At 64.8% G+C, this 14,884-nt stretch carries 18 protein-coding genes; 11 read left to right on the top strand and 7 right to left on the bottom strand.

Annotation, left to right across the window (positions count from 1 at the left end):
* Nucleotides 1-521: protocatechuate 3,4-dioxygenase subunit alpha (pcaG, locus tag WAN71_RS20920; protein ID WP_422227162.1), on the bottom strand; the 521-nt coding region annotated here is incomplete at its 3' end.
* A complete protein-coding gene (gene pcaH / locus WAN71_RS20915) occupies nucleotides 514-1,290 on the bottom strand; it encodes a protocatechuate 3,4-dioxygenase subunit beta (protein ID WP_422227161.1) in 777 nt (258 codons plus the stop codon). The genes pcaG and pcaH, both read right to left, overlap by 8 nt.
* Before the next feature lie 82 nt (nucleotides 1,291-1,372).
* Here pcaH and WAN71_RS20910 point away from each other — a divergent pair, with 82 nt between their 5' ends.
* From WAN71_RS20910 to WAN71_RS20885, 6 genes are all read left to right on the top strand, one after another.
* Entirely contained in the window at nucleotides 1,373-2,134 is a 762-nt protein-coding gene (locus WAN71_RS20910) for a class I SAM-dependent methyltransferase (protein WP_422227160.1), read from the top strand.
* Between the two features lie 163 nt (nucleotides 2,135-2,297).
* The gene (locus WAN71_RS20905; RefSeq protein ID WP_422227159.1) at nucleotides 2,298-3,692 is read left to right on the top strand and encodes an aromatic ring-hydroxylating dioxygenase subunit alpha; all 1,395 of its coding nucleotides are present in this window, start codon (nucleotides 2,298-2,300) and stop codon (nucleotides 3,690-3,692) included.
* Nucleotides 3,689-4,234 (top strand): 3-phenylpropionate/cinnamic acid dioxygenase subunit beta, encoded by a 546-nt coding sequence (locus WAN71_RS20900; protein WP_422227158.1) that lies wholly within the window; start codon nucleotides 3,689-3,691, stop codon nucleotides 4,232-4,234. The genes WAN71_RS20905 and WAN71_RS20900 overlap by 4 nt, the downstream gene beginning before the upstream one ends.
* An 11-nt stretch (nucleotides 4,235-4,245) precedes the next feature.
* Nucleotides 4,246-4,494, top strand: a complete 249-nt coding sequence (locus tag WAN71_RS20895) for a dihydrodiol dehydrogenase (protein ID WP_422227157.1) — start codon at nucleotides 4,246-4,248, stop codon at nucleotides 4,492-4,494.
* Entirely contained in the window at nucleotides 4,491-5,285 is a 795-nt protein-coding gene (gene hcaB, locus WAN71_RS20890) for a 3-(cis-5,6-dihydroxycyclohexa-1,3-dien-1-yl)propanoate dehydrogenase (RefSeq protein ID WP_422227156.1), read from the top strand. The genes WAN71_RS20895 and hcaB overlap by 4 nt, the downstream gene beginning before the upstream one ends.
* Before the next feature lie 51 nt (nucleotides 5,286-5,336).
* Nucleotides 5,337-6,056 (top strand): class II aldolase/adducin family protein, encoded by a 720-nt coding sequence (locus tag WAN71_RS20885; RefSeq protein WP_422227155.1) that lies wholly within the window; start codon nucleotides 5,337-5,339, stop codon nucleotides 6,054-6,056.
* On the opposite strand, the gene WAN71_RS20880 is transcribed toward WAN71_RS20885, so the two are convergent.
* On the bottom strand, nucleotides 6,044-6,847 hold the full coding sequence (locus WAN71_RS20880; RefSeq protein ID WP_422227154.1) for an IclR family transcriptional regulator: 804 nt from the start codon (nucleotides 6,845-6,847) through the stop codon (nucleotides 6,044-6,046). The genes WAN71_RS20885 and WAN71_RS20880 overlap by 13 nt on opposite strands.
* Nucleotides 6,848-6,897: 50 nt before the next feature.
* Here WAN71_RS20880 and WAN71_RS20875 point away from each other — a divergent pair, with 50 nt between their 5' ends.
* From WAN71_RS20875 to WAN71_RS20865, 3 genes are all read left to right on the top strand, one after another.
* Nucleotides 6,898-7,587 carry a hypothetical protein gene (locus WAN71_RS20875; protein WP_422227153.1) on the top strand — a complete coding sequence of 230 codons (690 nt, stop codon included), beginning with the start codon at nucleotides 6,898-6,900 and terminating at the stop codon, nucleotides 7,585-7,587.
* 70 nt (nucleotides 7,588-7,657) lie between these two features.
* On the top strand, nucleotides 7,658-8,314 hold the full coding sequence (locus tag WAN71_RS20870; protein ID WP_422227152.1) for a DedA family protein: 657 nt from the start codon (nucleotides 7,658-7,660) through the stop codon (nucleotides 8,312-8,314).
* A 478-nt stretch (nucleotides 8,315-8,792) separates the two neighbouring features.
* A complete protein-coding gene (locus WAN71_RS20865) occupies nucleotides 8,793-9,236 on the top strand; it encodes an anti-sigma factor antagonist (RefSeq protein WP_422227151.1) in 444 nt (147 codons plus the stop codon).
* Nucleotides 9,237-9,249: 13 nt separating this feature from the next.
* On the opposite strand, the gene WAN71_RS20860 is transcribed toward WAN71_RS20865, so the two are convergent.
* Genes WAN71_RS20860 through WAN71_RS20850 form a run of 3 tightly spaced genes read right to left on the bottom strand, consistent with a single transcriptional unit; the run spans nucleotide 9,250 to nucleotide 10,769 of the window.
* A complete protein-coding gene (locus tag WAN71_RS20860; protein ID WP_422227163.1) occupies nucleotides 9,250-9,858 on the bottom strand; it encodes a maleylpyruvate isomerase family mycothiol-dependent enzyme in 609 nt (202 codons plus the stop codon).
* 32 nt (nucleotides 9,859-9,890) lie between these two features.
* A complete protein-coding gene (locus WAN71_RS20855; RefSeq protein ID WP_422227150.1) occupies nucleotides 9,891-10,343 on the bottom strand; it encodes an SRPBCC family protein in 453 nt (150 codons plus the stop codon).
* 51 nt (nucleotides 10,344-10,394) lie between these two features.
* Nucleotides 10,395-10,769 carry an ArsR/SmtB family transcription factor gene (locus WAN71_RS20850; RefSeq protein WP_422227149.1) on the bottom strand — a complete coding sequence of 125 codons (375 nt, stop codon included), beginning with the start codon at nucleotides 10,767-10,769 and terminating at the stop codon, nucleotides 10,395-10,397.
* Nucleotides 10,770-10,907: 138 nt separating this feature from the next.
* Here WAN71_RS20850 and WAN71_RS20845 point away from each other — a divergent pair, with 138 nt between their 5' ends.
* Together WAN71_RS20845 and WAN71_RS20840 are read left to right on the top strand one after the other, a co-directional pair.
* Nucleotides 10,908-12,272, top strand: coding sequence for an HNH endonuclease signature motif containing protein (locus WAN71_RS20845; RefSeq protein WP_422227148.1), 1,365 nt, complete (start codon nucleotides 10,908-10,910; stop codon nucleotides 12,270-12,272).
* Between the two features lie 78 nt (nucleotides 12,273-12,350).
* A complete protein-coding gene (locus tag WAN71_RS20840) occupies nucleotides 12,351-13,997 on the top strand; it encodes a DUF7159 family protein (protein WP_422227147.1) in 1,647 nt (548 codons plus the stop codon).
* A 21-nt stretch (nucleotides 13,998-14,018) separates the two neighbouring features.
* Here the strand turns inward: WAN71_RS20840 and WAN71_RS20835 are convergent, their stop codons facing one another.
* Nucleotides 14,019-14,807, bottom strand: a complete 789-nt coding sequence (locus WAN71_RS20835) for an SDR family NAD(P)-dependent oxidoreductase (RefSeq protein ID WP_422227146.1) — start codon at nucleotides 14,805-14,807, stop codon at nucleotides 14,019-14,021.
* Nucleotides 14,808-14,884 lie beyond the last annotated feature (77 nt).

The following is a 14,884-nucleotide window of genomic DNA, read 5'->3' as shown; positions in this document are numbered from 1 at the left end:
GTCTCGCAACGGCCCTGAAGGTGAATATCGAAGCGGTATCCGCTCTTTTCGGCCGCGCAGATCAGGGTTTGTCGTCGGGTGCCGTCCAGAGCGTTCAACAGCCGATCAGCGTCCAGGTCGACATCCGGCAGGTAGGCGCGGGTGAAAACCCGGTTCAGCAGTCCACGGGCAAAGACGGTGATCGCGAAGAACGCCGGTCGTCCGGCCGGCGCGCCGGGTGCCAACGTAGTGAAGCTGTAGTGACCAGCGGCGTCGGTTGCGCATCGGCCCCAGCCGGTAAACGTCTCTCCCCCGCGCCGCCGCGAGCCCTCCTGTCGGATGATGCGGCCATCGGCTCCGCGCTGCCACAACTCGACCAGGGCGTCGGGCACGGCATCACCGGCACCGTCGTAAACCGTCCCGTGCAACCGGATGGCACCGGATTGCGCATCGCCGACCAGCTGGTTGTCGTCGACGTACGGCAAGGCGCAATGAAAAAATGGCCCGACTGTTTGCCCTGGGGTGCAAGCTAATTCAGCCATGAGCACCGTTTGGCTCGGTCCAGGTTCGTCGACCGCCGGCGACCACGATGTCCCACCGGTAGCCGGTCGCAAACTCGGGTTTAGTCAGATCATGGTCATAGGTCGCGATCAACCGTTGGCGGGCAACGGGATCCACGATGGACTGGTATATCGGGTCCAAACCAAACAACGGATCGCCGGGGAAATACATCTGGGTGACCAGACGCTGGGTGAAAGCAGTTCCGAACACCGAGAAGTGAATGTGCGCTGGCCGCCAGGCATTTTGGTGGTTCCGCCATGGGTAGGGACCCGGCTTGATGGTAAGGAAGCGATACGTTCCGTCCGGCCCGGTCAGGCAACGGCCCACCCCGGTGAAGTTCGGATCAATCGGCGCCGGGTGCTGGTCGAGTTGGTGGGTGTAACGGCCGGCAGCGTTGGCTTGCCAGATCTCCACGAGTTGGTCCGCCACCGGCTTACCCGTCGCGTCGAGCAGCCGGCCGGTCACGATGATGCGCTCCCCGATGGGCTCCCCAGGGTGGCCGGCGGTGAGGTCGGCGTCCAGGGGGTCGACATCCGGGCGCCCGAAGCACGGCGCCCAGCATTCGACCTCGTCCGGGTCGATGCAGACGAACGCAGACTTCGGGTGGCGCAGCCTGCTGCTGCGATATGGCGGGTAGTCCAGTAACGGCTGCGGCTCATCTTTTCCCTGGTAGTCGGCCGCGATGCGGGCGATCTGCGCGCTGATCGCGTGTTGCGAAACGGCGCGGGCCGGCTCTGCTGCAGCCTTCATCAAACCTGACGCTACGCGAAAATCGGCTACCCTCAACCGCCTTCGCGGGATTTCCACTGCGGATGCGCCATAGTGTGGTGCCATGCCGCGTGACTACATCTACGACCAGGGGTTCTTGCAGGAGCGGGCGCGCCTGGCGGGCATCGAGAGCCTGTGGGATCCGGGAAGCCGACAGCTTCTCGACGGCCTCGGCATCGGTGCAGGCTGGCGGTGCCTGGAAGTCGGTGCCGGCGGCGGCTCGCTGGTGGATTGGATGGCCGGTCGCGGCGCCACGGTGCTCGCGATCGATATCGACACCCGTTTCGTCGAGCCACTCGCCGGCGACGCGGTCGAGGTCCGGCAGGTAGACATCCGGACCGACGAGCTACCGCAACGCGAGTTCGACTTGGTGCACGCCCGGTTAGTGCTCGAGCACCTGACTGAGCGCCGACAAATTCTGGACCGCCTGGCGGCCACGCTGCGCCCCGGCGGGTGGATGGTCATCGAGGACTACGACTGGACCGGGTTGGGCTTCGAGGACGACGATCCGCGGTTCGACCGCGTGGCCGAGGCCATCATCACGTTCATGCAGCAGGCCGGATTCGAGCCCCGGTACGGCCGCCGCGTTGTTGCCGAGATGGCCGCCGCCGGGCTGACCGACGTCCGCGGCGAGGGCCGCACCCTGATCATCGACTCCCGCTCCCCCGGCTTCGACTTCTTCAGGCTGTCGTTTGAGAGCCTGCGCGACGCCGTGGTGGGTGCCGGCCTGCTCTCGCGCGAAGACGCCGATTGGGCGGCCGCCCGATTTGCCGAGGACAGGCGAGTGCAGACACCGCTGATGATGGCCGGAATCGGACGCCGCTGAACGGGTTTCGATTGTCGCGGCGCCCGGGCTAGCGGGTTCTACAGAGCCCGCCGCATCGACTTTCTGCCCTGGGTGTTGACCACGCCGTCGGCCTCCGGCATTCTCTATTCAGCAGAGCTATCCTCTGTAATACAGATAACCCGCGGGCGAGCTTGGAGGTCGTATGGCCGATCACCGCAGTTCCCTCGATAACGTCCTCGGTAACGTTCGGCGCGGAATGATCCCTGCGCACATCTACAACGACCGAGAGCTGTTCGAGCGGGAAAAAGAGCGTCTTTTCAGCCGGGCCTGGCTGTTCGTCGCACACGAATCCGAAATCCCGCAAGACGGCGACTACGTGGTACGCCGAGTGCTCGACGACTCCTTCATCATCACCCGCGATGGGAATGGACATGTACGAGCTTTGTTTAATATGTGCCTGCACCGTGGCATGCAGGTTTGCCGCGCGGAGATGGGCAACGCCTCCAACTTCCGGTGCCCCTACCACGGCTGGACCTACCGCAACGACGGTCGGCTAACCGGTCTGCCATTCCATCGGGAGGCTTACGGGGGCGACGACGGGTTCAAAAAGAGTAGCCAAACCCTACTTCCGGCACCGAACCTCGCGAGCTACAACGGCCTGCTTTTCATCAACATGGACCCGTGCGCGCAACCGCTGGAGGACTTCCTCGGCGACTTCCGGTTCTATCTGGACTTCTACACCAAACAGAGCCGCGGCGGACTGGAGGTCCGCGGTCCACAGCGCTGGCGAATCAAGGCCAACTGGAAGATCGGCGCCGAGAACTTCGCCGGGGACATGTACCACACTCCGCAAACGCATGCGTCAATCGTCGAGATCGGCCTTTTCCGGGAACCGAAGGCGCAGAAACGCAAGGACGGGGCCACCTACTGGGCGCAGTGTGGCGGTGGAACCACCTACAAGCTTCCGCCGGGCAACTTCGAACAACGCATGCGTTACGTCGGTTACCCCGAGGAGATGATCGACCGGATCAAACACGTCTGGACGCAGCAGCAACAGCAACTGGTCGGCGAGGACGGGTTCATGATCTCGGCCGCATCGTGTTTCCCGAACCTCAGTTTCGTGCACAACTGGCCCAAGGTGCTTGACAGCGCCGACGACGACGATGTCTTGCCGTTCATCTCGATTCGGCTGTGGCAGCCGATCAGCGAGAACGAAACCGAGGTGTGCTCGTGGTTCGCAGTGGACTCCGCTGCCCCGCCGGAGTACAAAAAGAACTCCTACAAGGCCTATCTGATGTGCTTCGGATCGACGGGGATGTTCGAACAGGACGATGTGGAGAACTGGGTGTCGTTGACCAACACCGCCGGCGGCGCAATGGCACGACGGCTGCTGCTCAATAGCCGGATGGGTTTGCTTTCCGACGACCGCCCGGTCGTCGACCCGCTGCCTTCCGGATCGTTTCACGGGCCCGGGCACGCCCAGGTCGGCTACAACGAACACAATCAGCGCGCGCTACTTCGGTTGTGGGCAGACCATTTGGAGATGCCGCCGGTGTCCACCGCCATCACCGCCCTCGGGACGGCGGCGACGATATGACCACTACAGAGCTGTTAACGCCCACAGGAAAGCCGCTGCCGTTCAACGACAATCGACACCTGCAGGCCCATCAGTTCTTGGTCGACGAAGCCTATCTGCTCGACGCCCAGCAGTACGAGGCCTGGTTGGACACCCTCACCGACGACATTCGTTACCTGATGCCGGTGCGGGTCACCACCGCTTTGGGCGCGGGGTTCGACACCTCGCCGGGGATGGCGCATTTCGACGAAGACAAGTACTCGCTGAGCCGGCGGGTTGCCCGATTCGCCACCGAGCATGCCTGGACCGAGGATCCGCCTTCGCGGATGCGCCACTACATCACCAACGTGCGCACGTTCGCCTGTGCGGATGACGGACACCTCGTGGCCGAATCCGCGGAACTGCTGTTCCGCAGCCGTGGCGACGTCAACGAGGCCGCACTGGTGTCCTGCGGCCGCCAGGACGTGTTGCGGCGGTGCGGTGATCAACTCAAACTCGCCCGCCGCACCATCCTCGTCGACGAGTCGGTGTTAAGGATGCAGAACCTGGCGGTATTCCTGTGAACGATGGCCTGATGGACTTGCTCGACGGCGCGGTGGGCGAACCGCTCACGGTGGCAAACGAATTCACCGAAGTCGTGGTGCGCCGCGTCGATACCCGCAACGGATCGCGACTGCTGATCTGCGCGCCCAAATCCGGTCGATGGATCAGCCTGGACGCGCTCGAGGTCGAGGCGCTGACCCGGCAGAACGCCCGCACGCTGGCCGCGATGGTCGGTAACGCCGGCGCCGCGCTGCTGCCCGACGACGGCGTCGAGCCGTGAGCGGGTGGCTGGACGGCAAGCGGGCCCTTGTCGTCGGCGGCGGCTCCGGCATCGGCAGGGCCGTCGTCGATGCCTTCCGTGATGAAGATGCGAAAGTTGCTGTGCTCGAGCGGGATCCAGACAAATGCGACGCGCTGCGGAGCAAATTCAAGAAGGTGCCGGTCATCGAAGGCGATGCGACCACTCGCGCAGCCAACGAGCTGGCCGTCGCCACCGCGGTGGAAGCCTTCGACGGACTCGACACGCTGGTGAACTGCGTCGGAATCTTCGACTTCTACAAGGGAATCGGTGACATCGACGCCGAGGACCTTCCGTCAGCGTTCGACGAGATGTTTCGGACCAACGTGCTGAGCCATCTGCAATCAGTCAAAGCAGCCGTTCCGGCGCTGCAGGCTGAGACCGGATCCTCGATTGTGCTGGCTGAATCGGCATCGTCGTTTTATCCCGGACGTGGCGGGGTGCTGTACGTGTCGTCGAAGTTCGCAGTGCGCGGACTGGTCAGCACGCTGGCCCACGAGCTGGCCCCGCAGATCCGGGTCAACGGTGTGGCGCCTGGGGGCACGCTGAACACCGATCTGCGCGGCCTGAGCGCGCTGGCACAGCACAGCACCCGCCTCGATGACACCCCCAACCGCGCCCGCGATCTGGAGGCGCGCACGCCGCTGAACGTTGCCCTCACCCCCGAAGATCACGCCTGGAGTTTCGTGTTCTTGGCCTCCGACCGCTCCCGCGGGATCACCGGCGAAACCGTCCATCCCGACGGCGGATTCGGGCTTGGAGTGCAATCGTGACGCTCCGCGCCGGCGACGATGCAGAGCGAAGCGAAGGGGAGGAGCGGCGCAATGCTCGATGAGCAACGCGCGCTGGTCGCGCAGGCCTGTCGGGTCGCCGCGGGGCGTGGATTGGTCGACGGCATCCTGGGCCATCTGAGTCTGCGGGTGGACGACGAACGGCTGCTGGTCCGATGCCGCAGCGACACCGACACCGGCGTGGCGTTCACTCGGCCCACCGATGTCCGGCTCATCGAATTCGACGGCAGCGCAGGCGCCCCCGGAGAATTGGACGGGTATCGGGTTCCCAACGAACTTCCGATCCACATCGAAACCATGCTGGCCGACCCACAGCATCGGGCGGTGGCGCATTTGCACCCGCCCGCCGTCGTCGCCGCCGATCTCGCCGGCATCACGATCCGGCCGATCTACGGGGCCTATGACATTCCCGGGGGATGGCTCGCTCGCGGCGGCGTGCCGGTCTATGAACGCGCGGTGCTGATCCGAAACACCAGGCTGGGTAAGGAAATGGCGGCGGCGATGGGCAGCGCACCGGTGGTGATCTGCCGTGGTCACGGCATCACCAGCGCAGCCCCCACCGTCCAGCAGACTGTGCTGCAAGCGATCAGCCTCGATGCGCTGGCCCGGATGTCGCTGCAGATTCGCGCGGCCGGCGGGACGCTGCGGGATATCGACGACGCGGACTGGCAGGAGCTCCCCGATTTAGGGCCCGCTTTCACCACCGACGCAGCGTGGCGCAGTGAAGTCGCGCGGTTTGATCAACCCAGCTGATCGCCAATCTCCTTGGCCGCCTCGGTAAGTGCGGCTGCGACCGTCCCGTACTGCGAGCGGCTGAGCCGGTGCTGCGGAGCCGCGGCGTTCAGCGCCAACCGCAGCCCCGGCGCCTGGGTCGGGATCGGAACCGCCACCGACGCGACGCCTTCTTCGCTCTCCTCGCGGTTGACGGCGTAGCCCTGTTCACGTATCCGGGAAAGCTCGGCTTCCAATTTGGCGCGGCTGCCGATCGACCGGTCGGTGATGGTCTCCAAGTTCTCGTCGGGCAGCAGCTGATGTAATTCTGCTTGCGGTAACTGGGCCAGCATGGCCTTGCCCGTCGACGTGCAATGTGCCGGCATGGTGCGGCCCAGCCGGGACGCCACCCGCACCGCGGTGGGGCCCTCCACTGCTGCAACGAAACGCACTGCGCCGCCGTCGAGCATCCCGACATGCACCGTCTCGCGCAGGCGTTCGGACAGGCCGCGCATGATCGGCGTGACGGTTCCGGCTATGTCGATGCGGCCGAAGATCGCAAACGCCACACCGGTCAAGGCCGGACCCGGCAGATACGCTTTCGACGCGGGGTCCTGGCGGACGAAACCGCGGTAAGCCAGCATCGCCAGCAACCGGTGCGCGGTCGACGACGCCACACCCAGATACCGGGTGGCCTCGCTCAACCGGATCTCGGGCTGCTCCCCCAACAGCAGCAGCAGCTTCAACGCCTTGTCGACCGACTCGATCGGGTACTGCGGGGCAAGTGAATCGGTAGCCGACGCGCCGACCGCCCGGGGCGCCTTTTTCTGCATGACAGAAACCGTACCTGCGATACGGTACGACCAGGAGGTCTTACCAAGTCATGATCCGGCGGCGCAACGGCCGGGCGGCTGCGGCACTGCTCGGCATCGCGGCGATACTGGCCGCCTGCACCACCTCGGTGACCGGACAGCCGGTCGCAGCGGGCGGCCATCCGCCACAACCGTCCGGTTCGGCGACAAAGCCCACCCGCCCGCCGGTTTCGGCGCGAGATCTGTTGCTGCGCGAGGGTGAGCAGACGCCGCTCGGTCCGGCGATACCGGCCGAAGTTGGCGACACGTTTTTCACCAGTGTGCGTCCACCGGAGTGTGCGGCCGCGGTGTTGTTCAAGGACTCTCCGCTGCGGCCCGCCGGATCATCCGACCATGCCGAGTCGGCCTACACATTCGGCACCTCAGCGATCTACGCCGAATCGGCCGACGTGTACAGCAAACACCTGAATGATCACGACGTGGTGTGGAATGGCTTTGCCGCCGTTTCCAAATGCAACGCCGACGCAATCGGTGTGGCGACCGCAGGCGAGTCGGGCGCCATGCAACTCCGCGAGTTCTCGGTACCGGCGGACGGCGTGCTGGCCTGGGTCATGACCGGCCAACAGGAGACCTGCGACTACGGGCTCATCGCTATTCCGGACGCGGCTCTGCTGCTGGTGGCGTGCGACACAGAAGGCAGAGTCAACATGACGGAATGGGCGCCGAAACGCCGCGAGCAGATCATGTCCCGCGCCGCCTGACGTCGGCTTGATCCGCGGGTAGGAGCGAGTTACCACAGCACCTTGCGGACGGGTCGGGCATTCTTAACCCATGACAGTGGATGCCCTGTTGCAGTCGATCCCCCCGCTCACGGTTTACCTGGTGGTCGGCGGAGTGGTCGGGATCGAAAGCCTGGGTGTCCCGCTGCCGGGCGAGATCGTTCTCGTCAGCGCCGCACTGTTGTCGTCGCGGCATGAGCTGGCGGTCAACCCGATCGGCGTCGGTACTGCCGCGGTGCTCGGCGCAGTGATCGGCGACTCGACCGGCTACGCCATCGGCCGCCGGCTCGGCCTGCCGCTGTTCGACCGATTAGGTCGGCGCTTCCCCAACCACTTCGGCCCCGGACATGTGCTGTTTGCCGAGCGGCTGTTTGACCGCTGGGGCGCGCGCGCGGTGTTCTTAGGCCGTTTCATCGCCTTGCTGCGGATCCTCGCCGGGCCACTGGCCGGTGCGCTGAAGATGCGCTACGCAAGGTTTTTGGTCGCCAACGTTTCGGGCGGGATCTGTTGGGCGGGCGGCACCACCGCTCTGGTCTACTACGCGGGCGTGGCCGCCGAACGATGGCTGACCCGCTTCTCCTGGGTTGCATTGGTCGTCGCTGTCGTGTGTGGGGTGATCGCAGCAGTCTTGCTGCGCGAGCGTGCATCCCGCGCGATCGCCGAACTCGGGGCCGAGCACTCTAGCGAATCCGGCCACCCGAGCGCCTGAATATCGACGTTATTTCCTCGGCTCGTCGGCGCCGTTTGCACGTATCTTGTTAAATATTCCTTTGTTTTTTGTAACCGGTCAAAATCGGCTGAGAAATTCTCGCGCTTGCGTATTTGACCCTTTGCCAAAGGTGCGGTATGAGCGCACCGATTACCGGTGCATCATCCTTGTCGGGCGGTACCGACCGTGCGCTAAAAGCCTGCTATATCAATCTATTTCAGCTAAGGATGCGGTGCGGCCGCGACTGGCGACGACACCGGGACGAACCGCGCAGCAGCCGGACCCGCTATTCGCCGAACAGCCCGCGCAGCGATCGCGGCCCGAACGGGCCTCAGCATATTCTTAGGCACCGTTCTATGGACAAACCTATCGCGTTTCTGTTATAAATCTGAGATCTACTAATCGACGTCGGTCTTCAGCATTGCAGGGCGGGCATCCCAAATCGCGACGCCAAGCGTCCGCCGATTAGGAGCACCACATGGGCACTTTTGTCATCGCAGAACCATCCTGCAATCACCTCATGCTGAGCAGTCGTCTGATCTCCGAGCTGGCACAGGCCAGGAGCACGCTACGGATGACCACCGAGCGCATCGGCTTGGCTGTGATCGTCAGCGCCGGGGGCGAACTGGACGCCTCCAACGAAGGCACCTGGCGCCGCCTCCTGAGTGAGGCCGCCGCCGCCGCAGGCCCACCGGGACCGCTGGTAGTGGACACCGGCGGCCTGGACTTCATGGGGTGCTGCGCCTACGCCGCGCTGGCCGAGGAGGCCGAGCACTGCCGCCAGCGTGGCGTCCAGCTGCGACTTGTCAGCAATCAGCCGGTTGTCTCCCGGATGGTCGCCGCTTGCGGCCTCAGCGAGCTGCTGCCGGTCGATGAGAACGTCGAGGCCGCGCTGTCGGTGTTCGACCCGGCCGACTGGTAAGCTTCTGCCCCGCTTAGATGCGTTGGGCCAGAACTGCTTTCCCGGGCCCGCTCAGCTGATTTAGCGCGTCGGGCCGTCCGGCCATGGCCATCAAGATGGCTTCTCCCGGACCGGCCACCTCGAGTCCATCGCCGTAAACCCAGTCCAAGTCGGTGGCAATCAGGCGCACGCCCCGGGCTTTCCGGGCACCGCGTGTCGCCGGTGAGCGCAACGCGATGTCGAGAACCCGCTGCAAGCGATGCGGCGGGATGACCCGCCCAATACCGAGGGGTCGCCGGACATCTTGCTGGTGGATCATGCCGTCTACCAAGGCGATCATTCCGCCGAACGCCGACGTCAGTCCGCGTGGCGGGATGCACGTTCGCATCAGCTCGCTGAGCTGCCGGGGTGAGCGTCCGACGTACTCGGTAACACCGATTGCGTTGACGCGCGGGGGCACGAGCCCACCTTTGGCGAAGCGGCACACCAGCTGCCAACGGCTGAGCTCCTCATAGCTGATCACGTGGGCGACGACATCGCGCACTCGCCATAGCTCGCACAAGCTCGGCTGCTCCCACTGCTCCGGCGACAGTCCATCGAGAAAGTCGGCGAAGTCTTCGCGTTCCTCGCACGCCATCTGCATCGTGGATTTGTCCTGCATCCCCAATCACAGCCTCAGTGACCCTGTTTGGCTTGCGCGCCGGCGAGGTCGACGAATCCGGCCAGCGTGCCGGTCCAGCCCGCGGGGTCGTCGAAGATCGCTCGCATCTGGTCGGTGTTGTCACCGTAGCGCTGCAGGTTGCGATGCCGAAGATCCAGTCGGCAGCGGTCCGGGCCCTCCTCTGTGAAGGTCACCTCGATCTCGGTCTCGAACTCCGGATCGAATTGCCAGTCAGCACCAATCTGCCAGAGCAACACCACTTTTTGCGGCGGCTCCCAGGCAGCCACCCGACCCCACTGACATTCGCCGCCGTCTACGCCGCGTTCGAGCCAGCGTCCGCCGCTTCGGGGTTCGATCACCACCTCGGCCAGCTCGGATACACCAATCGAGTGTTCCTTCGGCCAGAACTCGGTCATCCGTGTGGTAAACAACTCGAACGCCCGGGCCTGTGGCAGCGGCACACTCATCGACCGAAAAACCTCTACAGCGGAATTGGATTCGGTATCCATCGGTCTACATCACCCCTTCTTGGTGCGACGGATCCTGCTGCCGCGTTTGCGGGCGTCGTCGCGGGCTTCGGCTTCGGCGAGAATCGCGAAGTTGTCCAGCGCGGTCTCCCAGAAGCGGTCGAAATACTCGCGCACAACGCGTAACCCCGAGCTATCGATGCGGTAGAGCCGGCGGGTGCCGGCCACTGATTCGACGACGAGCTCAGCGTCTTTCAGCACCCGTAGGTGCTGGGATACCGCGGGCCGGGACACCGGCAACTGATCGGCCAATACCCCGACGGCAATCGGACCGGCTGAGAGCCGTTCCAGAATGGTGCGCCGGGTGCGATCCCCCAGTGCATCCAACACGGCGTCGACCGAAGCAGGCACTCGGTAAGTTTGCACGAACGGTAAGTCGCTGTCAACGGTTCGTAGGGACTAACGGTTACCCCACGGCGATTGTTCTATCCACAGTTGAGGTTTTATCCAGAGCTACCGGCTGATGGGATGGCCGCCGTCGCACATCTCAGATAGCTTTAGAACATGCGTTCGAGTAGCCGGGAGGAGATCGTCGAGACGTTCGACGATCTGCACGAGGTGGTGTCGCGCCTGCTCGGCCACTTCTTCGATGTGTTGACCACACCCGAATGTCTGGCCATGTTGGAACGGCTCGAGCGTGAAATCCGTCGGCTGCCGGTACCCGGACATGCCTTGATCAACCAGCTGGGGCAGCAAGCCGACGAAGCAGAGCTGGGCGGCAAGCTGGGTCATGCGTTGGCCAATCGACTGCGGATCAGCCGCGGCGAGGCCGGTCGACGCATCCGGGAGGCAGCGGACTTGGGGCCGCGCCAGTCGATCGCCGGTGAACCGCTGCCGCCGCGATTAGAAGCCACCGCCGCCCAGCAGCGCGCTGGCGAGATCGGCGCTGGACACGTGAATGTGATCCGTCGGTTTTGCGAGCAGCTGCCGAGTTGGGTAGATCTCACGACGCAGCAACAGGCTGAGGCCAAACTAGCTCGCCAAGGCACCAAGTTTCGTCCCGACGAGTTGGCCAAGCTAGCTGACAAGCTGGCCGACTGCCTCAACCCAGACGGTCATTTCACCGACGAGGACCGAGCGCGGCGGCGCAGCCTGATCTTGGGCAAGCAAGACATCGACGGTATGAGCCCTATCGGGGGCTACCTGACACCGGAGGCCCGCGCAAGCCTTGAGGCCGTGCTGGCCCGTCTGGCAGGTCCGGGGATGTGCAACCCGGCCGACGCCACTCCGTGTGTAGACGGCACACCCAGCCAGGACGCGATTCAAACCGACACCCGCAGCGAAGGTCAACGCAACCATGATGCGCTCAACGCTGCGCTGCGCGCGGTGTTGTGCAGCGGAAAGCTCGGCCAGCACAATGGGTTACCGGCCAGCATCATCGTCACCACAACCTTGAAGGAGTTGGAGACGGGTTGCGGCAAGGCGCTCACCGGCGGCGGCTCGCTGCTGCCGATGCCCGACGTGATCCGCTTGGCCAGCCATGCTCATCATTACTTGGCGATCTTCGACGAGGGCCGAGCGCTGGCGCTGTATCACCGTAAGCGCATCGCCTCAGCCGCACAGCGGATTGTCTTGCATGCCAAGGATCGTGGGTGCTCGCATCCAGGCTGTGACGTGTCTGCCTACTTTACCGAAGTTCACCACGTCATCCCCTGGGCAAAAAGCCGCGAAACCAACATTCACCATCTGACACTCGCCTGCGGATCGCACCACAAGCTCGCGGAACAGGGCTGGAAAACCCGAATAGGCAAAGACGGTGTCACCGCGTGGATTCCGCCACCGCACCTTGATCACGGCCAGCCAAGAACCAACACCTTCCATCACCCGGAGAAACTGCTCCGAGACGACGAAGACGACGGCGAGCCCTAGCGGCGTGCGCAAGTTGTAACGTCACGAGCCGCCGCGGCGAAGTAATTCGGAGTAGCTGGCGAAGAGCTTGGAGGCCTATTGGACATTGTCCTCGGGGTAGCGATGGCTCCCGCAACAATCCGCATGGTGGTGGTCGAAGGAGAAAACGCCGACGGTGTCACCGTCGATGAGGATCGCTTCCGTGCCAACGATGCCAACGACCCGGCAACGCTGAGCGCACCCGACCAGGTAATCGCTGCCATCCTCGGTACTCGCGAAGGAGCCGGACGCGGCGGCCACCAGTTGACGTCGACCGGAGTGACCTGGACCCAGCCCAGCGATGCCGCCGCGCTCGCGACCGCGCTGGCCGCCCGCAAGGTCGAGAACGTGATGCTGGTGTCGGCGTTTTTGGCCGCCGCCGCGCTAGCCCAAACCGTAGGCCAGGCAATCGGTTACAAGCACATTGCGATGCTGTTTGTTGAACCGGACACCGCCACGCTGGCTGTCGTCAACTCGACCGACGGCTCGGTCACCGATGTGCTTCGCCGTCCGCTACGTAGCGCTTATCTGGTTCCCGAATTGGTCGCGATGATCGCTGGACTCGACGGGCCGAAGACACCCGCGGAAGGGTTGTTCATTGTCGGCTGCGACGTAGATATCGCGCCGATCAAACCGACGCTGGAGGCGGCGTCGTACCTTCCGGTCAGTGCACCCGAGGAGCCGGACATGGCGCTGGCCCGCGGAGCGGCGCTGGCATCGGCCAACGCGCCGCTGTTCGCATCCTCCACCGCCGCTTTGGCATACGCGCAAGATCCCGGCACCGGTGAAGTGGACCCGTACGCGGTCTCGCCCGGTTACCTCGAGGTGCCCGTGCATTGCGCCGGCGCGCGGCTGCGCGAAGATGATCTCGCCTACAGCGCGGTCCCCGACCAGGACGCCGATGCGCAAACCGGCGTCGTGAATATGGCCGAGTCCGCCGCGCAGGACGACTTCGAGGCCAACCTGCGGCGTCGACCGATGCTGCTGGTCGGTAGCGCGTTGGCGGTCGTTGTTGTCAGCGCCGCGTTGGCGCTGGAGATTGCGCTGGCACTGGGTATCCGGCCCGCGGTCGCGTTACGGCCTACTCCCGGTCAAGCGCTCATCGCCCCGGCCGTGGTGGCGCCCGCACCACCGGCGGCGCCACTGGTTCCGCTGCCGCACCCGCTGGTGGTTCATGCGGCGCCGCCGCCACTACACCTGCCGGCTCCCGCGCCGATCGCACCCGTGCCCGTACCGATCCTTGCCGCACCCGTGCCGGTGCCGATCCCGGTGCCACTGCACGCGGGGACTCCGGCGCCACCTGTCCGCGTCCCGTTTGATCAGCCTCGGCTGAATCTGGCAGTTCCCAGGCCGCTCTTGCGAGCGCCGAGCCCACCGAATCGCACGCCATTCCCGCCGTTGCGTGGGCAGATGTCCCAGCCGCCAATGAATTTCCCGGCTCCCGAAGGCCCTCGGTTCCCGCAAGGTCCCCAGTTCCCGCAAGGTCCCCAGTTCCCGCAAGGCCCCCAGTTCCCGCAAGGCCCTCGATTTCCGGACGGTCCCCGATTCCCGCAAGGTCCCCGGTTCCCGCAAGGTCCTGGGTTCCCGCAAGGTCCCCGATTCCCCATGATGCCGGGCCCTCGATTCCCGAGCATGCCAGGGCCGATGTTTCCGCGGACGCCCGTGTTCCCGCACTTCAACTTCCCAGCTCCGTCATTCCGGTTCTGAGAGAGTCGAATTCGACCTAGCTCATCGGGGAAGCCCGAAAAGCTGAACCACACCGTGATCACGGCCGGCCGTGTAGCCACCGTCGACGGCTATAGCCTGACCGCTGATGAACGACGCGTCGGGAGATACCAAGAAAGCCGCCGTGGCGGCGATCTCTTCCGGCAGCCCCATCCGTTGCAGCGCATGCTCCTCGGTGATCGAGGCCTTCGGACCCTCCATTCCCGGCAAGCCGAAAACGCTGCCGGTCATCGGCGTTTCGATGAAGCCGGGGCAAATGGCGTTTGCCCGGATACCGCTCGGGCCGTAGTCGAGCGCAATGTTCTTGGTGAGTAACACGACGCCGCCCTTGGAGGCGTTGTAGGCGCTCCCGCCCGCCGTGCCTTCCAGGCCCTCGATGCTTGCCAGCGTCACGATCGAGCCCCGCTCGCCGTCGACTCGCGGTTGGTCGATCATTTTGGCCAGGGCCGCCTTGGCGACTAGGAACGTCCCGGTGAGGTTGATCGTGATCACCCGTTCCCATTCGGCGCGGTCCAGCAGATGGACCGGGCCGCCGCCGGCAACGCCTGCGGCATGGACCACACCGTCGAGCCGGTCGGGTACGGCGGCCAGCACCGCCGCGATCGCGGCTTCGTCAGTCACATCGGCCGTCACGAACCGGAAGTCAGGGCCGAGGTCGGGTGGGGCGGCAAGATCGGCGCCGACGACGCTGCCGCCTTCGGCTAGCAGGCGCTCGGCGGTGGCCAGCCCGATGCCAGACGCCGCACCTGTGACGACGAACGTGCGGGAACGGGCGCGATCAGCGCTCACCATGACTCGTCCTCTCGAATTCGGTTGCCGCGCAGTCAGAGTCCGAATTGGTCGTCGATGATGCCGAGCCAGATCTGTGC

Origin of the sequence: Mycobacterium sp., from assembly GCF_049280035.1 — a bacterium.
Classification (GTDB): domain Bacteria; phylum Actinomycetota; class Actinomycetes; order Mycobacteriales; family Mycobacteriaceae; genus Mycobacterium.
Note: the sequence above shows the minus strand (reverse complement) of the source record. Positions and strands in the feature narration are given on the sequence as shown.